At 73.6% G+C, this 15329-nt stretch carries 15 protein-coding genes; 5 read left to right on the forward strand and 10 right to left on the reverse strand.

Annotation, left to right across the window (positions count from 1 at the left end; all coding sequences use genetic code 11):
* The first annotated feature begins 59 nt into the window (after nt 1–59).
* On the forward strand, nt 60–1466 hold the full coding sequence (locus tag V5O40_RS13650) for a class II 3-deoxy-7-phosphoheptulonate synthase (RefSeq protein WP_332905763.1): 1407 nt from the start codon (nt 60–62) through the stop codon (nt 1464–1466).
* 50 nt (nt 1467–1516) lie between these two features.
* Nucleotides 1517–2545 (forward strand): threonine aldolase family protein, encoded by a 1029-nt coding sequence (locus V5O40_RS13655; RefSeq protein ID WP_332905764.1) that lies wholly within the window; start codon nt 1517–1519, stop codon nt 2543–2545.
* Nucleotides 2546–2707: 162 nt separating this feature from the next.
* Here V5O40_RS13655 and V5O40_RS13660 read toward each other — a convergent pair whose 3' ends face one another.
* Both V5O40_RS13660 and pknB read right to left on the reverse strand, forming a co-directional pair.
* Nucleotides 2708–3580 carry a deoxyribonuclease IV gene (locus tag V5O40_RS13660; protein WP_332905765.1) on the reverse strand — a complete coding sequence of 291 codons (873 nt, stop codon included), beginning with the start codon at nt 3578–3580 and terminating at the stop codon, nt 2708–2710.
* Nucleotides 3580–5568: a Stk1 family PASTA domain-containing Ser/Thr kinase gene (pknB, locus tag V5O40_RS13665; RefSeq protein WP_332905766.1), complete on the reverse strand. Its 1989-nt coding sequence runs from the start codon at nt 5566–5568 to the stop codon at nt 3580–3582. The genes V5O40_RS13660 and pknB overlap by 1 nt, the downstream gene beginning before the upstream one ends.
* Before the next feature lie 165 nt (nt 5569–5733).
* Here pknB and V5O40_RS13670 point away from each other — a divergent pair, with 165 nt between their 5' ends.
* Complete coding sequence (locus V5O40_RS13670) at nt 5734–6117, forward strand: Rv2175c family DNA-binding protein (protein ID WP_269737505.1); 384 nt, start codon at nt 5734–5736, stop codon at nt 6115–6117.
* Between the two features lie 71 nt (nt 6118–6188).
* Here the strand turns inward: V5O40_RS13670 and V5O40_RS13675 are convergent, their stop codons facing one another.
* Together V5O40_RS13675 and V5O40_RS13680 are read right to left on the reverse strand one after the other, a co-directional pair.
* Nucleotides 6189–7271, reverse strand: a complete 1083-nt coding sequence (locus V5O40_RS13675) for a polyprenyl synthetase family protein (protein ID WP_269737504.1) — start codon at nt 7269–7271, stop codon at nt 6189–6191.
* 9 nt (nt 7272–7280) lie between these two features.
* Nucleotides 7281–7643, reverse strand: a complete 363-nt coding sequence (locus V5O40_RS13680) for a helix-turn-helix domain-containing protein (RefSeq protein ID WP_332905767.1) — start codon at nt 7641–7643, stop codon at nt 7281–7283.
* 322 nt (nt 7644–7965) lie between these two features.
* Here V5O40_RS13680 and metF point away from each other — a divergent pair, with 322 nt between their 5' ends.
* Both metF and V5O40_RS13690 read left to right on the forward strand, forming a co-directional pair.
* Nucleotides 7966–8883: a methylenetetrahydrofolate reductase [NAD(P)H] gene (gene metF, locus V5O40_RS13685; RefSeq protein ID WP_269737502.1), complete on the forward strand. Its 918-nt coding sequence runs from the start codon at nt 7966–7968 to the stop codon at nt 8881–8883.
* Between the two features lie 43 nt (nt 8884–8926).
* Complete coding sequence (locus V5O40_RS13690) at nt 8927–9616, forward strand: CDP-alcohol phosphatidyltransferase family protein (RefSeq protein WP_332905768.1); 690 nt, start codon at nt 8927–8929, stop codon at nt 9614–9616.
* Between the two features lies 1 nt (nt 9617).
* Here the strand turns inward: V5O40_RS13690 and V5O40_RS13695 are convergent, their stop codons facing one another.
* From V5O40_RS13695 to V5O40_RS13720, 6 genes are all read right to left on the reverse strand, one after another.
* Nucleotides 9618–11105 (reverse strand): phytoene desaturase family protein, encoded by a 1488-nt coding sequence (locus V5O40_RS13695; protein ID WP_332905769.1) that lies wholly within the window; start codon nt 11103–11105, stop codon nt 9618–9620.
* Nucleotides 11106–11123: 18 nt separating this feature from the next.
* Entirely contained in the window at nt 11124–12251 is a 1128-nt protein-coding gene (locus V5O40_RS13700; protein ID WP_332905770.1) for a glycosyltransferase, read from the reverse strand.
* Nucleotides 12248–13087 (reverse strand): carotenoid biosynthesis protein, encoded by an 840-nt coding sequence (locus V5O40_RS13705; protein WP_332905771.1) that lies wholly within the window; start codon nt 13085–13087, stop codon nt 12248–12250. The genes V5O40_RS13700 and V5O40_RS13705 overlap by 4 nt, the downstream gene beginning before the upstream one ends.
* Nucleotides 13084–13674, reverse strand: coding sequence for a GNAT family N-acetyltransferase (locus V5O40_RS13710; RefSeq protein WP_332905772.1), 591 nt, complete (start codon nt 13672–13674; stop codon nt 13084–13086). Before V5O40_RS13710 ends, V5O40_RS13705 begins: the two co-directional genes overlap by 4 nt.
* The gene (locus V5O40_RS13715; RefSeq protein WP_332905773.1) at nt 13671–14414 is read right to left on the reverse strand and encodes a monooxygenase; all 744 of its coding nucleotides are present in this window, start codon (nt 14412–14414) and stop codon (nt 13671–13673) included. The genes V5O40_RS13710 and V5O40_RS13715 overlap by 4 nt, the downstream gene beginning before the upstream one ends.
* Nucleotides 14415–14490: 76 nt before the next feature.
* Nucleotides 14491–14979, reverse strand: a complete 489-nt coding sequence (locus V5O40_RS13720; protein WP_332905779.1) for a YbaK/EbsC family protein — start codon at nt 14977–14979, stop codon at nt 14491–14493.
* Between the last annotated feature and the right edge of the window lie 350 nt (nt 14980–15329).

A 15329-nucleotide genomic window follows, 5' to 3' on the forward strand; every position in this document is an offset into this window, starting at 1 on the left:
TGCCGGAACCCGGCCCCTCGCCGGTCGCCCACCCGGCTGGTCGCCGTACGCTGAATACCATGCGCCATGAGTGGCATCAGTTGAGTCATCCCGCCGTGGGCAGCCCGGTGCTGCAGACCAGCCGCCCGACCGTCGACTCCGCCGAGGACGAGGCTTTCGGCCTGGACCGCTGGCGGGAGCTGCCGCGCGCCCAGACCCCTCCCTGGCCCGACGCGGCCCAGGTCGCCGAGGTCTGCAAGGTGCTCGACACCGTGCCGTCGGTGGTCGCTCCGTACGAGGTCGATCAGCTGCGCCAGCGCCTGGCGCTGGTCTGCGAGGGCAAAGCGTTCCTGCTTCAGGGCGGTGACTGCGCGGAGACGTTCGCCGACAACACCGAGAGCCACCTGCTGGCCAACGCCCGCACCCTGCTGCAGATGGCGATCGTGCTGACCTACGGCGCGTCGTTGCCGGTGGTCAAGGTGGCCCGGGTGGCCGGGCAGTACACCAAGCCCCGATCGCTGCCGACCGACGCGCGGGGCCTGCCGGCCTACCGCGGCGACATGATCAACTCACTGGAGACCACGCCCGAGGCTCGGGTCGCCGACCCGCAGCGCATGATCAGGGCGTACGCGAACTCGGCCGCCGCCATGAACATGTTGCGGGCCTACCTGGCCGGCGGGCTGGCCGACCTGCACGCGGTGCACGACTGGAACAAGGGATTCGTGCGCAACTCCCCGGCCGGCGAGCGGTACGAGGCGATCGCCCGGGAGATCGACCGGGCCCTGGCGTTCATCCGCGCCTGCGGGATGACCGACGACGAGGCGTTGCGTACGGTCACCCTGTACTGCTCGCACGAGGCTCTCGCGCTGGAGTACGACCGGGCGTTGACCCGGGTCTCCGGCGACCGGCCGTACGGGCTGTCCGGGCACTTCCTGTGGATCGGTGAGCGCACCCGGCAGATCGACGGCGCGCACATCGACTTCATCTCCCGCATCGCCAACCCGATCGGGGTCAAGCTCGGCCCGACCACCACTCCGGACGAGGCGATCGAGCTCTGCGAGAAGTTGAACCCGGACAACGTCCCCGGCCGGCTCACCCTGATCAGCCGGATGGGCAACCACAAGGTCCGGGACGCGTTGCCGCCGATCGTGGCCAAGGTGAGCGCCGCCGGCGCCAAGGTGGTGTGGCAGTGCGACCCGATGCACGGCAACACCCACGAGTCGTCGAACGGCTACAAGACGCGCCACTTCGACCGGATCGTCGACGAGGTGCTCGGCTACTTCGAGGTGCACCGTGGTCTGGACACCCACCCGGGCGGTCTGCACGTCGAGCTGACCGGCGAGGACGTCACCGAGTGCCTCGGCGGTGCCCAGGGCATCGCCGACCTCGACCTGCCCGACCGCTACGAGACCGCCTGCGACCCCCGCCTGAACACCCAACAGTCGCTGGAACTGGCCTTCCTCGTCGCGGAGATGCTCCGTGGCTGACGCGAGGAGTGAGCTTGCGAGCCCCGCAGTCGGCGGCCGGAGGGACGACAGTGGCTGATCCGATCGATCTGCGTTCGGACACGGTGACCCGGCCCACCGCCGCGATGCGGCAGGCGATGGCCGATGCCGAGGTGGGTGACGACGTCTACGGCGAGGACCCGACGGTCAACGCCCTGGAGGCCGAGGTCGCCGCGATGTTCGGGCACGAGGCGGCGTTGTTCTGCCCGAGCGGGTCGATGGCCAACCAGATCGCCCTGCAACTGCTGGTGCCGCCCGGCACGGAGCTGCTCTGCGACGCCGACGCGCACGTGGTCACGTACGAGATGGGAGCCGCCGCCGCGTACGGTGGCGTCACCTCGCGGACCTGGCCGCCGGTGGGCGCCGAGCTCGACGCGGATGTGGTGGCCGCCATGGTGCGTCCGGACGGCTACTGGGCGGTGCCCACCCGCGCGATCGCGGTGGAGCAGACCTACAACCGTGGCGGCGGCGGGGTGATTCCCCTCGACACGCTGCGTGAGCTGCGTCGGATCGCCGATGCCGGGCAGGTGGCGCTGCACTGCGACGGTGCTCGGATCTGGCACGCGCACGTCGCCGACGGCGTACCGCTGGCCACCTATGGCGCGTTGTTCGACACCCTGTCGGTCTGCCTGTCCAAGGGGCTCGGCGCGCCGGTAGGTTCGCTTGTCGTCGGCTCCGCCGACCGGATCGAGCGGGGCCGGGTGATCCGCAAGCGGATGGGCGGTGGGATGCGCCAGGCCGGCATCCTGGCCGCCGCCGGCCGGTACGCGCTGGCCAACCACGTCGACCGGCTGGCGGACGACCACGCGAAGGCGGCCCGGCTGGCGGAGGCGATCGCCCCGTTCGGGGTGCTGGCCGCCACGGTACGCACCAACATCGTTCCGCTGGACCTGACCAAGGCTCCGCTGGACGCGCCCGCGCTGGCCGCCGCCGCCCGCGCGGAGGGCGTACTGATCTCGGTGCTCGGTCCCCACGCGGCCCGCCTGGTCACCCACCTGGACGTCACCGCCACCCAGGTAGACCAGGCCGCCACCACCCTCACCCAAATCCTCCGCCGCTGACCCACCCGCCCCACCACCCCCAGCCTCCGCGATCTTGCACTTTTGGTCGCCGTTACGCCCTCTTCGCGGTTTATGTCGCGGCAGAAAGTGCAAGATCGCGGGAGCGTCGCGGGAGCGCGGAGGTGGGGGCGCGGAGGTGGGTGGGGCGCGGGTGGATGCGGGTTAGGGGAGGAGGCGGCGGAGGGTGGTGATGTCGGCGGCGTGGCCCTCGTGGCGTTCGGTGGGGGTCTCGACGAGGATCGGGACGCCGGCGGTGGCGGGATGACGCATCAGCTCGGCGAAGGCGGGTTCGCCGATCATGCCCTTGCCGATGTTCTCGTGCCGGTCCCGGGTGGAACCGCACAGGTCCTTGGAGTCGTTCGCGTGCACCAGCCGGAGCCGGTCCGCGCCGACGGCGGTCACCAGGGCGTCAAGCGTGGCGGTCATGCCGCCCTCGACGGCCAGGTCGTGCCCGGCGGCCCAGGCGTGGCAGGTGTCGAAGCAGACCCCGAGCTGCGGATGCCGATCCACCGCGTCGAGGTACGGCCCGAGCTGCTCCACCCGGCAGGCCAGTGACCGGCCGCCGCCGGCGCTCGGCTCCACCAGCAGCATCGGGCCGCCCGCGTCGGCGGTCGAGTCGAGCAGCGGCAGCAGCGATTCGCGTACCTGCCGCATGGCCGCGTCGGCGTGCCCGGCGTCCACCGCACTGCCGGCGTGGAAGACCACCCCGCGTGCGCCGATCGCGGCACCTCGGCGTAGCGCGTGCGCCAGGCTCTGGGTCGACCGCTCGACCGTTGCCGCGGTCGGTGAGCCGAGATTGACCAGCAACGAGGCGTGGATGTAGACGGCGACGCCGCGTTCGGCGCAGCCGTCGCGGAACAGCGCGTCCTGCGTCGGATCACCGGCCGGCATCGCCCAGCCCCGGGAGTTGCCGACGTAGACCTGCGCCACCTCGGAGCCGGCCGCGTCGACGTACGGCAGTGCCGCCCTGGCCAGCCCACCCGAGGTGGGCGTGTGCGAACCGATCGGCCGGTGTCCGGGGTCCGGTGCCGGCATCAGAAGCACCCGATGGTGATCTGGGTGCCCGGAGCGACCTGGGCGTTCTCGTTCGGGTTCTGGAACCGGGTGACGGCGTTCGGGTTGAACTGCACCGCCACCGGGAAGCCCTGGCTCTCCAGCACCTGCTTGGCCTGCTGGCAGGGCAGGTCGACGACGCGCGGCACGGTGACCAGCGGGGGCCCCTCGCTGACCTCCAGCCGGATCTGGGCACCCTTCTCCACGCCGCCGCCGGCGGCCGGGCTCTGGCCGATCACCTCGTCACGCGGCTTGTCGGACTCCTTGCGCGTCGGCTCCACCAGCACCAGGCCGAGCTGCGCGATCTGGTTACGGGCGTCGTTGAGGTTCTTGCCCACCAGGTTCGGCACGGTGATCGGGGCCCGGCCCTTACTGAGGATCAGGGTGATCTCGTCGCCCGGCTTGACCTCCTCGCCCGCCTTCGGGTCGGTGGCCACCACGATGCCCTCGGGCAGGCTGTCGTCGTACCGGGCGGTGCCCTTGACCACCTCGAGCTGGGCGCTGACCAGGTCGGCCTCGGCCAGGTCGAACTCCTTGCCGACCACGTCCGGCAACTCGAAGCGTTCCGGCCCGAGCGACAGGGTGAGGGTGATGGTGCCGCCCTTGAGGATCCGGGCGGACGAGGCGGGATCCTGTCCCAGCACCCCGTCACGGGGGATCTGGTCGTCGTAGCGCGGGTCGGCGTAGACCACCTCGAAGCCGGCCTGGGAGGCCTGTGCCTCCGCCTCGGCCTTGCTCATGCTGACCAGCTGCGGCGCGGTGGTGTACCGGCCGACGCCGAACCACCAGCCGCCGAGCGCGGCCACCAACCCGAGCACCACGACCACGGCCGCCACGCCGAGACGCCCGCCGCCCTGGCCGGTCAGCCGGGCGCCGAGCCCGGCCAGTCGGGCCCGCAGATCGTCGTCGCCGCCCGGCGTCGCCCGGCGTCGACCGCGAGCGGGTGGGCCGCCTTCCGGCAGGCGGGCCCAGGTCGGTCGCTCGGGCGGACGTACCGGCGCGACCATCATCGTCGGTTGCGACACCGCCGGGCCATCGGTCACCGGGGCGATCCGGGCGGTGTGGCTGTTCGGGCTGCCGAGCCCGTCCCGGGCCACCTGCACCTCGGCCAGCAGGGTGCCGGCGTCACCCGGGCGGGCCGACGGATCACGACGGGTGGCGCGGGCGACCAGATCGTCGAGCACCCTCGGCAGGCTGGGCACCAGCGTCGACGGTGCGGGAACGTCGCGGTCGACGTGCTGCCAGGCGATGTCGATCGGCCGGTCGCCGTCGTACGGCACCCGGCCGGTGAGCATCTCGAACAACACGATGCCCGTCGAATAGACGTCGGTGCGGGCGTCGGCCCGGCCGTCGGTGACCAGTTCCGGAGCGACGTACGCCACGGTGGCCATCAGCTGGTTTCCGCTGTCGTGGTCGGTGCTCGCCTCGACGGCCCGGGCCAGCCCGAAGTCGGTCACCTTGACCACACTGTCGACGAGGTTGGCCGGACCGCCGCTGGGCGCCTCGGCGACCAGCACGTTCTCCGGTTTCACGTCACGGTGCACCAGGCCGGCCCGGTGGGCGGCACCGATGGCGGCGAGCATCTGCTCGGTGATGGCCAGCGCCTCGTCCGGGTTGAGCCGGCGCCGCTCGGCCAGCACCTCGCGCAGGGTACGGCCGCGGACGTACTCCATGACCAGGTACGGCCGCCCGGCGTGGGTGCCCTGGTCGTAGACCGCCACCACGTTCGGGTGGGTGAGCCGGGCGATCGTCTTCGCCTCGTCGGTGAACCGGTCGACGAAGCTGGGCCGACCCGACTGCCCGGGGGGTCCCTGGGTGGAATGAATGATCTTGACTGCGACGGTGCGCTCGAGGCGCTCGTCGGTGGCGGTGTACACGGTCGCCATGCCGCCACGGGCCACGCGACCGCGAATGCGGTAGCGCCCGTCGATCAGCGAGCCCAGCAACGTGTCGGCGACCTGTGTGTCCATCGGCAGGCAGTCTATGTGTCGGAGGGACGAAGGTTGAACCGGATGCTACCGGCAGCCACCCCCGGGCGGGTCCGACGCGCGCACAGGGTGATGGTTGCCCCAGCTCAGGGTGGTCACCGGGAGGTCGTTGACCGGGTACGGGGGTGGCGTGGCAGGGTGTTGCGCGTGACCGAATCCGTACCCACCGAGGGCGGCGTGCCCCTGGCCGGTCCCGCCGACCCGGCGGGCTGGCTGACCCTGCCGGACGTCGCCGAGCGGCTCGACCTGTCGATCAGCAAGGTTCACCAGATGATCCGGGACCGGGAACTGATCGCGGTGCGCCGTGACGGTGTCCGCCGGATCCCGGCCGACCTGGTGGCGAACCGTACCGTGCTCAAACATCTGCCGGGTGTGCTCACCCTGCTGGCTGACGCCGGTTACGACGACGAGGCCGCGCTGCGCTGGCTCTACCAGCCCGACGGCACGTTGGCCGGTGGCACCCCCGCGACCGCCCTCGGCGGTGACCAGGCCCGTGAGGTCAAGCGCCGGGCTCAGGCCCTGGGCTTCTGACGGACCGGACGCCGGGCTGGTGCGCGGGCCGCGGGCCGCGGGCTCGGGAGCGCTGAGCCGCCCCGAGTGGGTCAGTCGGCGCGGCGGGTGGCGGCGATGGCCAGGTCCACCAGCGCCTGCCGGGCCTCGGTGTCCAGGTCGACGGCGGTGAGCGCGGCGAGCGCCGCGTCGGTGAGCGTGACGATGCGCTGCTCGGTACGGGCCAGCGCGCCGGTGTCGACGATCAGTTCCCGCAGCCGGGCCACCCCGGTGGCGTCCAACTCCTCGTCGCCGAGGCCACCGAGCAGCAGCGTGCGGCCGGCGTCGTCGGCCACCTCCAGGGCCGCCGCCACCAGGTAGGTCCGCTTGCCCTCGCGCAGGTCGTCGCCGGCCGGCTTGCCGGTCTGCGCCGGGTCACCGAAGACGCCCAGCACGTCGTCGCGCAGTTGAAAGGCCTCACCCAACGGCATGCCGTACGCCGAGTAGGCGATCCGTACGTCGGCGGGGGCGTCGGCCAGCGCCGCGCCGATCAGCAGTGGCCGTTCCACGGTGTACTTGGCCGACTTGTACCTGGCCACCTTGCCGGCCCGCGCCAGCGAGGTGTCGCCGGTGGCCTGGGTCAGCACGTCGAGGTACTGCCCGATGGTGACCTCGGTGCGCATCTCGTCGAAGTCCGGCCGGGCCCGGGCCACCGTCCGGGGGTCGAGCCCGGCGGAGTGCAGCAGTTCATCGGACCAGACCAGGCACAGGTCGCCGAGCAGGATCGCCGCGGCGTCGCCGAAGCCGTCCGGGTCGCCACCCCAGCCGGCGTGGCGGTGCCGGGTGGCGAACCGCCGGTGCACGGCGGGCTCACCGCGTCGGGTGTCCGAGCGGTCCATCAGGTCGTCGTGGATCAGGGCGCTGGCCTGCACGAACTCGAGCGCGGCGAGGGCGGTCACCACCGCGTCGGTGTCCACCCCGCCGGCACCCCGGTAACCCCAGTAGGCGAAGGCAGGTCTCAGCCGCTTGCCGCCACCCAGCACGAACGCCTCGATCGCCTCGGCGACCGGCACCAGGGCGTCGTCGACATCGGTCATCCAGGCGCGACGCCCGGCGAGGAAGTCCGACAGCGCCTTGTCGACCCGCTGGCGCAGGCTGGCACGGTCGACGGGAGAGACGGGAGCAGCATGGGTCACGTCCCGACGCTAGTGGGTCGAGGTACGCCGCGACGACCCACCCGTCCTCCGGCGCGTCGTGTTCGTCGCTGGTCGCGGCCCGGCCGGTCCGGGGCCGCGCCGTGCCGGGCGTGGCGGCCCGCCGGGCCCGGGTACGCCGCCCGGCACCCCCAGGATCCGGACCAGCCAGCCGCGCCAGAAGCGTCCCGGCACGCGTGCCCCTCGCTCCCAGCGGGAGATCTCGTGCCGGCTGAGCGTGCACACTCCGGCGGCGGCGCAGAGTTCGGCGGCGAGCCGGGACTGGCTCCACCCTCGGGCGAGCCGTAACCGGGCCACCAGCGGGCCGAGGGCGGTCGGGGCGGGCCGGGCGGGGGTGGGCGGGGGCGGGGACATTGTTCCTCCGGCGGTCGGCGGGGCGACGGCCCGACCCCACCGAGCGGGGCGGTGCCGGTGCGCACTGTCTGCTGCTGACCCCCGCGCGGCCCCCCGGTGGGCTCCACCACACCCGCGCAGGTCGGAAGGCTAGTCCGGCGGTGCGACAGTTTCCGTGGCGGCCGCACCGGGGGACGCCCGCGCCCGCATCGGCGTCTCCGACGCCGGGGGCGACGCCGGCCGGCTGCGGCATGTCGGCCTCATCCACGCCCACGCGACGCCGCCGTCTCCGAGGCTGGGAAGCCGGTAGGTGTGTCCGGCCCGGCCCCGCTACAGTCGGTGCGTGGCGCTCGGTCTTCCCTCCGTACTCCCGAATTCGCAACCGGCGATCGGAGAGCTGGTCCGCGACTGCCAGCCGACCTTCTCCTTCGAGTTCATGCCCCCGAAGACGGAGCAGGGCGAGCGACAGTTGTGGCAGGCCATCCGCGAGCTGGAGCCGTTGCGCCCCTCCTTCGTCTCGATCACCTACGGTGCCGGCGGCTCCACCCGGGACACCACGGTCGCGGTCACCGAACGGATCGCCACCGAGACCACCCTGCTGCCGATGGCCCACCTGACCGCGGTCAACCACTCCGTCGCCGAGTTGCGGCACGTGATCGGCCGGCTGGCCGGCGTCGGGGTGCGCAACGTGCTGGTGGTACGCGGCGACCCGCCGGGCGACCCCACCGGCGAATGGATCCCGCACCCCGACGGTGTGCACTACGCCGAGGATCTCGTCCGCCTGGTCCGGCACTCCGGCGATTTCAGCGTCGGCGTCGCCGCCTTCCCCTACCGGCATCCGCGCTCGCCGGACGTCGACACCGACACCGAGTACTTCATCCGTAAGTGCCGGGCCGGCGCGGACTTCGCGATCACCCAGATGTTCTTCGACGCCGACGAATACCTTCGGTTGCGTGACCGGGTGGCCGCCGCCGGGTGTGACACCCCGATCCTGGCCGGGGTGATGCCGGTGACCCGGATCGGCACCATCGAGCGTTCCGTGCAGCTGTCCGGGGCGCCCTTCCCGCCGGCGCTCGCCGCGCGGTTCGAGCGGGTCGCCGACGATCCGGAGGCGGTCCGCCGGCTCGGCATCGAGCAGACCAGCGAGATGTGTCGCCGGCTGCTCGACGAGGGAGTCCCGGGGATCCACTTCATCACCTTCAACCGGTCCACCGCGACCCGGGAGATATGGCAGAACCTGCGGGTGGGCGCCGCGACGTGACACCCGGCGCGCGACACCTCGGCGCTGTCGCGACGGTTGAACCGTGGTGGGCAGACAGCTGAACTGGAACGAGTACGCCACGGCGTGGGCCCGGCTGCACGGCGGCTTCGATCCCCGGGCCGCCACTCCGGTGGTGCGCGGCTGGCTGCGCTTCTCCTACCACGTGGGGTTCCTGCTGGGCCGGCTACGGGTCGGCCCGACCGCGGTCACGGTGGTCGGGGTGCTGCTCTGTCTCTGCGTACCGCTGCTCGCGGTCCGGGCCGGCGACGGGCCGTTCCTGGGGGCGCTGTTCGTGCTGCTCGCCTCGGTGGCCGACAGCGTCGACGGTGCGGTAGCCGTGGTCACCGGCCGCACCACCCGGCTCGGCTACGTCTACGACTCGCTCGCCGACCGGATCGGCGAGGCCGCGTGGCTGGTGGCGTTCTGGCTGATCGGCGCGCCGGGAGCGTTGGTCGCCGCGGGTGGTGCGCTCTCCTGGCTGCACGAGTACGTCCGGGCCCGCGCGGTGGCCGCCGGCATGCGGGAGATCGGCGCGGTGACCGTGGGGGAGCGGCCCACCCGGGTCTGCGTGGCCGTGGCGGGGCTGCTGCTGGCCGGCCTGAGCGGGCTGGTCGAGGTGGACCTGGCCGCCGGCACCATCACGATGGCGACCGCGGTCTGGGTGCTGCTCGCCGCCTTCGGGCTGGGGCAGCTGCTCTCCGCCGTGCGCCGGGCACTCATCGACGCCGGCTGAGCTACCAGGCGGGGCCGATCGCGTCGGCGACGATCTGCGCGGACAGGGTCACCATCGGCAGGCCACCGCCGGGATGGCTGGAACCGCCGACCAGCCACAGGCCCCGGGCCGGTCCCCGGTTGGCCGGCCGGAGCAGGCCACCGGCGGTGCCGTAGATGGTGCCGCCCGGTGCGCCGGTGGCGGTGGCCAGATCGGCGGGGGTACGCACGTCGCGGAACACCAGCCGGTCGCGTACGTCCACGCCGCGTTCGGCGAGCGCGTCCAGGATCCGATCGGCGTACGCCTCGGCCAGCCCCGGCCGGCGCCAGTCGACCGCGCCCGGTGCGGTGCCCTGACGGGCGGCGTTGACCAGCACGAACCACGCCTCGTGCCCGGCCGGACGGACGGCCGGATCGTTCGCCACGGTGACGAAGACCGTCGGGTCGACGGCCGGGCGGGCCCGTACCCCCCGACCGGGGTCACCGAAGACCGCGTCGAACTCGGCGTCGTAGTCGGTGGGGAAGAAGACGTTGTGGTGGGCCAGCCCGGAGTCGCCGCGTACGCCGAGCAGCAGCACGAACCCGGCCAGGCTACGGTCGGTGAGCCCGGCCAGCCGGCGCGCGTCGGGCAGCAGGTCGCGGTAGACGCTGAGCGCGTCGACGTTGGCCACCACCACGTCGGCCGGGATCGGAACTGTCGAACCGGCGACGCGTACCCCGTGCACCCGGCCGCCCACCGCGTCGATCCGGGTGACCGTGGTGCCGGTGCGCACCACCACCCCCAGGTCCAGGCAGCGGGACAGCAGCGCGTCGGCGAGGGCGCCCAGGCCGCCGCGCAGATACCAGCCGCCGAAGGCCAACTCGGCGTAGGGGACCGCGACCAGTGCCGCGGGCGCCCGCCGCGGGTCGGCGCCGGTGTAGGTGGCGTACCGGTCCAGCAGCATCCGCAGTCGCGGGTCGGAGATCAGGCTGCGGCCCAGCCCGCGCAGGCTCTGGCCGGGTCGGATCGCGGCCAGGTCACCCAGCCGCCAGGCGAGCCGGGCCAGGTCGCGGGGGGAGTCGACGCGGCGACGCAGGATGTCGCGTTCGGAGGCCCGCCACACCCGGGCGGCGCGCCGCCACAACCGCTGCCAGTCGGCGGCGGCCCGGTCGCCGAGGGCCGCGCCGATCCGGGCGGTGAACTCGGCCGGCTCGGCGCAGGAGTCGAGCACCGGGCCGCCACCGGGAAAGACGTGCCGCACGATCGGGTCCAGCGGCACCAGGTCGAGGTACTCGTCGAGTTTCGCCCCGGTCGCCTCGAACAGCTCCTGGAAGACCTCGGGCAGGGTCAACAGGCTGGGGCCGGTGTCGAAGTGGAACGAGCCCTCGGGGGTGTCCCGGCGGTGCCGGCCCAGTTTGCCGCCCACCTCCTCGGCGCGTTCGAGAACGGTCACCTGGTGCCCGGTGACGGCCAGCCGAGCCGCGGTGGCCAACCCACCCACCCCGGCACCGATCACCACGATCCGCGCCATGCCGCGTCCTCCCAGGCCCTATCCGACCGGACGGCCACGCCAGGACAGGCGTCGCCGCTTGCGCAGATGGTACGACCGCAGGGTCAGCCAACCGAGGACCGCGACCGACACGGGATGGCCCAGCGCGTCGGGCCAGGCCCGGCCGCTGGTGGCCCGGGCGCTGACCCACCGCCCGGCCACCCCCGCCAGGTACGCGCCGACGGCGACCCCGGCCACCGTCGGCGCGCCGGCGAGCAGCGCCGCGCCGGCCACCAGCGGCGGTGCGGTGTAGAGCGCCAGCAGCACGGTCAGCACCACGGCCGCGGCGCCCGGATGCCCGAACGAGGCCCACAGCGACTTGGTGTAGCCGTCGCGCAGCTGCGGCCAGTCCTCGTACATCCGGCAGCTGGCCAGCCGGGAGCCGTCGGCGAGGGCGATCCGGCCGCCGGCCCGCTTCACCGCCCGGGCCAGCTCGATGTCCTCCAGCACCTGGTCGGCGACGGCCGCGTGCCCACCGGCCCGCAGGTAACCGGCCCGGTCGACGACCAGGAACTGCCCGCCGGCCGCGGCCAGCGACGGCCGTGGCGAACGCTCCATCGCCCGCAGCGGCAGGAAGGTCAACCACAGCCACTGCAGCAGCGGCTGCACCAGCCGGTCGGCCGTCGTCCGCACCACGATCCGTGGGTACGGCGACAGCAGTGTCGCCCCGGCGGCGCGCAGTTCGGTGACCGCCGCCGCCACGGCGTACGGTTCGAGCACCACGTCGGCGTCCACGAAGACCAGGGCGGTGGCCGGCTCCTCGACGCGGGTGGCCAGCTGCCAGCAGGCGTGCGGCTTGCCCAGCCAGCCCGGCGGCGGGTCCACTCCGGTGAGCAGGGTGACCCGGGGGTCGTCGGCGACCACCGCGCGGACCACCTCGGCGGTGCCGTCGCCCGAGCCGTCGTCGAGGACCACGACACCCAGCCCGGGCACTCCCCGCTGGGCGAGCAGGGCACGCAGGCACGGGGTCACCCGGTCGGCCTCGTCGCGCAACGGCAGCAGCACCGCCACCGGCTCGGTGACCTCCACCGGCCGGTCGGTCGGCCGGCGCAGCCAACGACCGGCGTTGACCACGGTGTGCGCGGTCAGCACGGTGACGCCGAGCAACAGGAGCAGCGCGGCGGTCATGCCGCCACGTCGACCGGGGAACGTCGCGAACCGGTGTCCCGGTCGTGGATCCGCCGGGCTCGCAGCAGGCTGACGGCCAGCGGTACGGCGACCACCGCCATGCCGACCGCACCCCACACCGCCGAGGCGGGCAGGTCGAGGAAGACGGCGTGGGCGAGCACGCTGGAGCCGTACGTCCACAGGTAGAGCGCGTACATCGGCTGGTCGCCGGCGTCGGTGGTGGCCACGGTGGGCCCGGCGAGCGGACGCAGCGCGGTCATCATCAGCACCGCGAACAGCAGCCAGCCCAGGTAGTTGCTGATCGGGATGCCGGGCAGCCCGGGCAGGGCGGGCGTGGCGTCCCGCCACACCCAGTGCCCCTCGGCCACCATCTGCGGATCGAGGAAGAGGTCCCAGGCGGCCAACCCGACGGTGGCCAGCGCGATTCGGCCCGGCCAGCGCCACCGACCGGGTGCCCCGCCGGTGAGCCGGGTGGCCGCCAACCAGGCCGGCCAGGCCATCCAGGTCCAGGCCAGCGGGATGATCAGTGGTACACCGGCCAGCTTCGGGCCGAGCTGGCCGGAGTAGTCGTAGCTGCCGAACGGGAAGCCGGTGGCCACGCCGAGCGCCTCGATGGCGAACCCGCCGCCGGTGGCCACCGTGACCAGCGCCGCCGCCGTGCGTGGCCCCCGGGTGGCCAGGGCGTGCCCCACCGAGAGCAGGTAGCCGAGCACGACCGTGGCCACGGTCAGCCGGGCCCGGGTGACTCCGCCGGTCAGCGGGTAGCAGATCTGCGCCAGTACCAGCAGAGCCAACAGCGTCCAGGCGTAGCCGCGGCCCGGCGGGCGGGCCGTCATGAGCGGACCGGTGGCGGGGTCGGTACCGACGGCGGTGTCGGTCCCGGCACGGGCAGCGGCAGATCCCGGCCGAGCACCCCGAACGGGCGCTCGTCGCCGGGGAAACGGAAGTCGCGCAGCACGTCGAGGAAACCGAACCGGCGGTACAGCCGCCAGGCGCGCGAGGTCTGCTCGTCGGCCTCCGGAGTGGACAGCAGGGTGGTGGCGTTCTCGGCCATGGTGAGCAGGGCGCGCAGTTGCCCGGCGCCCAGCCCGTGCCCCTGGGCCGGTGGCCGCACGTGCAGCTCGACCACCTCGAAGCAGTCGGCCAGCCAGCGCCGCCGGGTGGGTTGGTCCAGCGCCCGCCAGACCTGGTCGTGCCACCACTGACCGGCGGCGCCGACGTAGCCGTACCCGAATCCGGCCAGCTGACCGGAGCTGGTGAGGCTGGCCACGGCACGGAAGCCGGGTCGACGTACGTGGGTGGCGATGTAGCCGCGGCGGGCCTCCAGCAGGTCGGCGCGGTAACCCATCGCCTCGCCGTAGACGGCCACCACGTCGTCCAGCCGCCGGAGGAGATCGTCCGGCGTCCACCGCACCAACCTCATGCCCGTTCACCCTTCGCCGGGTCACCGTCGTCGGTGGCCCACCCCAGTACCGTCCGGTCGCCGACCACGTCCCGCACCTCGAATCGGGCGAAGAGTTCCTCCGCGTACCACCGCTGGGTCTCCGTCCGGGTGATCGCGGCCCGGTGCTGCGGGTGACGGTACGCGAACGCCACGAGATCCGCCGCGTCACGCCACACGCTCACCGTGCCCTGCCAGCCCAGGGGCGCCTCGCCGACGCCGAAGCGGGCCAGCAGCCCCGGCGCGGCGTGCAGGGCGGCGGCCACCGGCGGGACCGCGCGCCAGAAGGTGAGTGCCCGGGTCGGGCGCAGCCGGGCCCGGGTCAGCGCCAGCACCGGGCCGGTGACCCGGCCACCGGCGGGCGCACCGAACGGCCGCCGGCCGGACCACTCACCCCGGCTGGTCAGTGGCCGCAGGTCGAGCCGGACGTCCGCGCGGGCGAGACCGGACCAGGCCCGCGCCACCGGTGAGTCGGCGAACCGGGCGGCCGAGCCGGGGGAGTCCCAGACCGTCAGCGCCGCCCACCGGGTCAGATCCGCGTCGCCGGGCCCGAAGCCGGTGCCGGTCCCGGTGCCGAGCAGCTTGCCGAACCGTACGCCGGGTAGGGCCCGCAGCCGGCGCGGATCGACCGCCATCCGGGTCAGCGCCCGGCCCACGGCGGTCGGCGCGATCCGCCACACGTGCAGGGTGACCAGCTCGGGGACGCCCTCCGGGTGACTCACGCCGCCACCTCGCCGCGCTCGCCGCCGGCGCGAGGCACCACTGTGCTGTGCCTGATGGTTCGCTCGCTTCGCTCGTTCACGCCACCTCGGTCGGGGTCCCGCCGGTGACCCGGAGCAGTTCGGCGTACGTGGTGGGGAAGACCGCCTGTGGTACGCCGCCGGCGGCCCAGATCTCGTCGTACTTGTCCAGCGCGGTGTCGACGAGCGTGCGCAGCGGCTGCGGGTGACCCACCGGGGCGACCCCGCCGATCACCTGTCCGGTGTGCTCCTTGACGAACTGCGGGGTGGCCCGGCGCAGCCGGGTGACGGCGAGCCGGGTGGCCAGCCCGGCGGTGTCCACCCGGTGCGCGCCGGAGGTGAGCACCAGCAGCGGGGTGCCGTCGGCGTCGAAGACGAGCGAGTTGGCGATGGCGCCGACGTCGACACCGAGCGCCTCGGCGGCGGCCGCGGCGGTGTGCACGGCGTCGGGCAGCAGGCGGACCGTGGCGGGCGCGTCGGAGCCGTTCCGGGCGTTCGCGGCGTCGAGAGCGCCCTGCACCGCCCGGACGTTCGGGTGTGACTGCATGTCGCCATTCTTCCCGGTGCGCGGACCGCCCGCGGCACCGGCCACGTCGCCCGGGGAGTCGGCGGGCAGCGACCGGCGCAGCGGCACGGGTTGCCGCATGTCGCGGTATCCGGGCCGGTTGAAGCCGCGAGTTGCGGCATCTCGCGGGACGCTGCTGATCCGATCGACGTTGTCGGCGCGTCACACGTTGCGTTTTCGTCGGGGGGAGGGTGTACTGTCAGCAGTAGTTAGAACGAGTGTTCGATTGCCTCGAACGTTCGTTCCAACCCCTCTCGGGGGCGGGTGTTTCGCGGCACCGGCCTCCGACAGGTGCGGTGCCGCGGACCGCACCTGGGCCCCGGGCAGTCGCG

The sequence above is a fragment of the Micromonospora palythoicola genome (genome assembly GCF_036689795.1).
In the GTDB taxonomy this organism is placed as follows: Bacteria; Actinomycetota; Actinomycetes; order Mycobacteriales; family Micromonosporaceae; genus Micromonospora; species Micromonospora palythoicola.

Excerpts from the sequence above, each read along its gene's own strand:
- V5O40_RS13650 (WP_332905763.1), top strand. The coding sequence starts at position 60 with ATGCGCCATGAGTGGCATCAGTTGAGTCATCCCGCCGTGGGCAGCCCG.
- V5O40_RS13660 (WP_332905765.1), bottom strand. The coding sequence starts at position 3,580 with ATGCCGGCACCGGACCCCGGACACCGGCCGATCGGTTCGCACACGCCC.
- pknB (WP_332905766.1), bottom strand. The coding sequence starts at position 5,568 with ATGGACACACAGGTCGCCGACACGTTGCTGGGCTCGCTGATCGACGGG.
- V5O40_RS13680 (WP_332905767.1), bottom strand. The coding sequence starts at position 7,643 with ATGTCCCCGCCCCCGCCCACCCCCGCCCGGCCCGCCCCGACCGCCCTC.
- V5O40_RS13695 (WP_332905769.1), bottom strand. The coding sequence starts at position 11,105 with ATGGCGCGGATCGTGGTGATCGGTGCCGGGGTGGGTGGGTTGGCCACC.
- V5O40_RS13700 (WP_332905770.1), bottom strand. The coding sequence starts at position 12,251 with ATGACCGCCGCGCTGCTCCTGTTGCTCGGCGTCACCGTGCTGACCGCG.
- V5O40_RS13705 (WP_332905771.1), bottom strand. The coding sequence starts at position 13,087 with ATGACGGCCCGCCCGCCGGGCCGCGGCTACGCCTGGACGCTGTTGGCT.
- V5O40_RS13710 (WP_332905772.1), bottom strand. The coding sequence starts at position 13,674 with ATGAGGTTGGTGCGGTGGACGCCGGACGATCTCCTCCGGCGGCTGGAC.
- V5O40_RS13720 (WP_332905779.1), bottom strand. The coding sequence starts at position 14,979 with ATGCAGTCACACCCGAACGTCCGGGCGGTGCAGGGCGCTCTCGACGCC.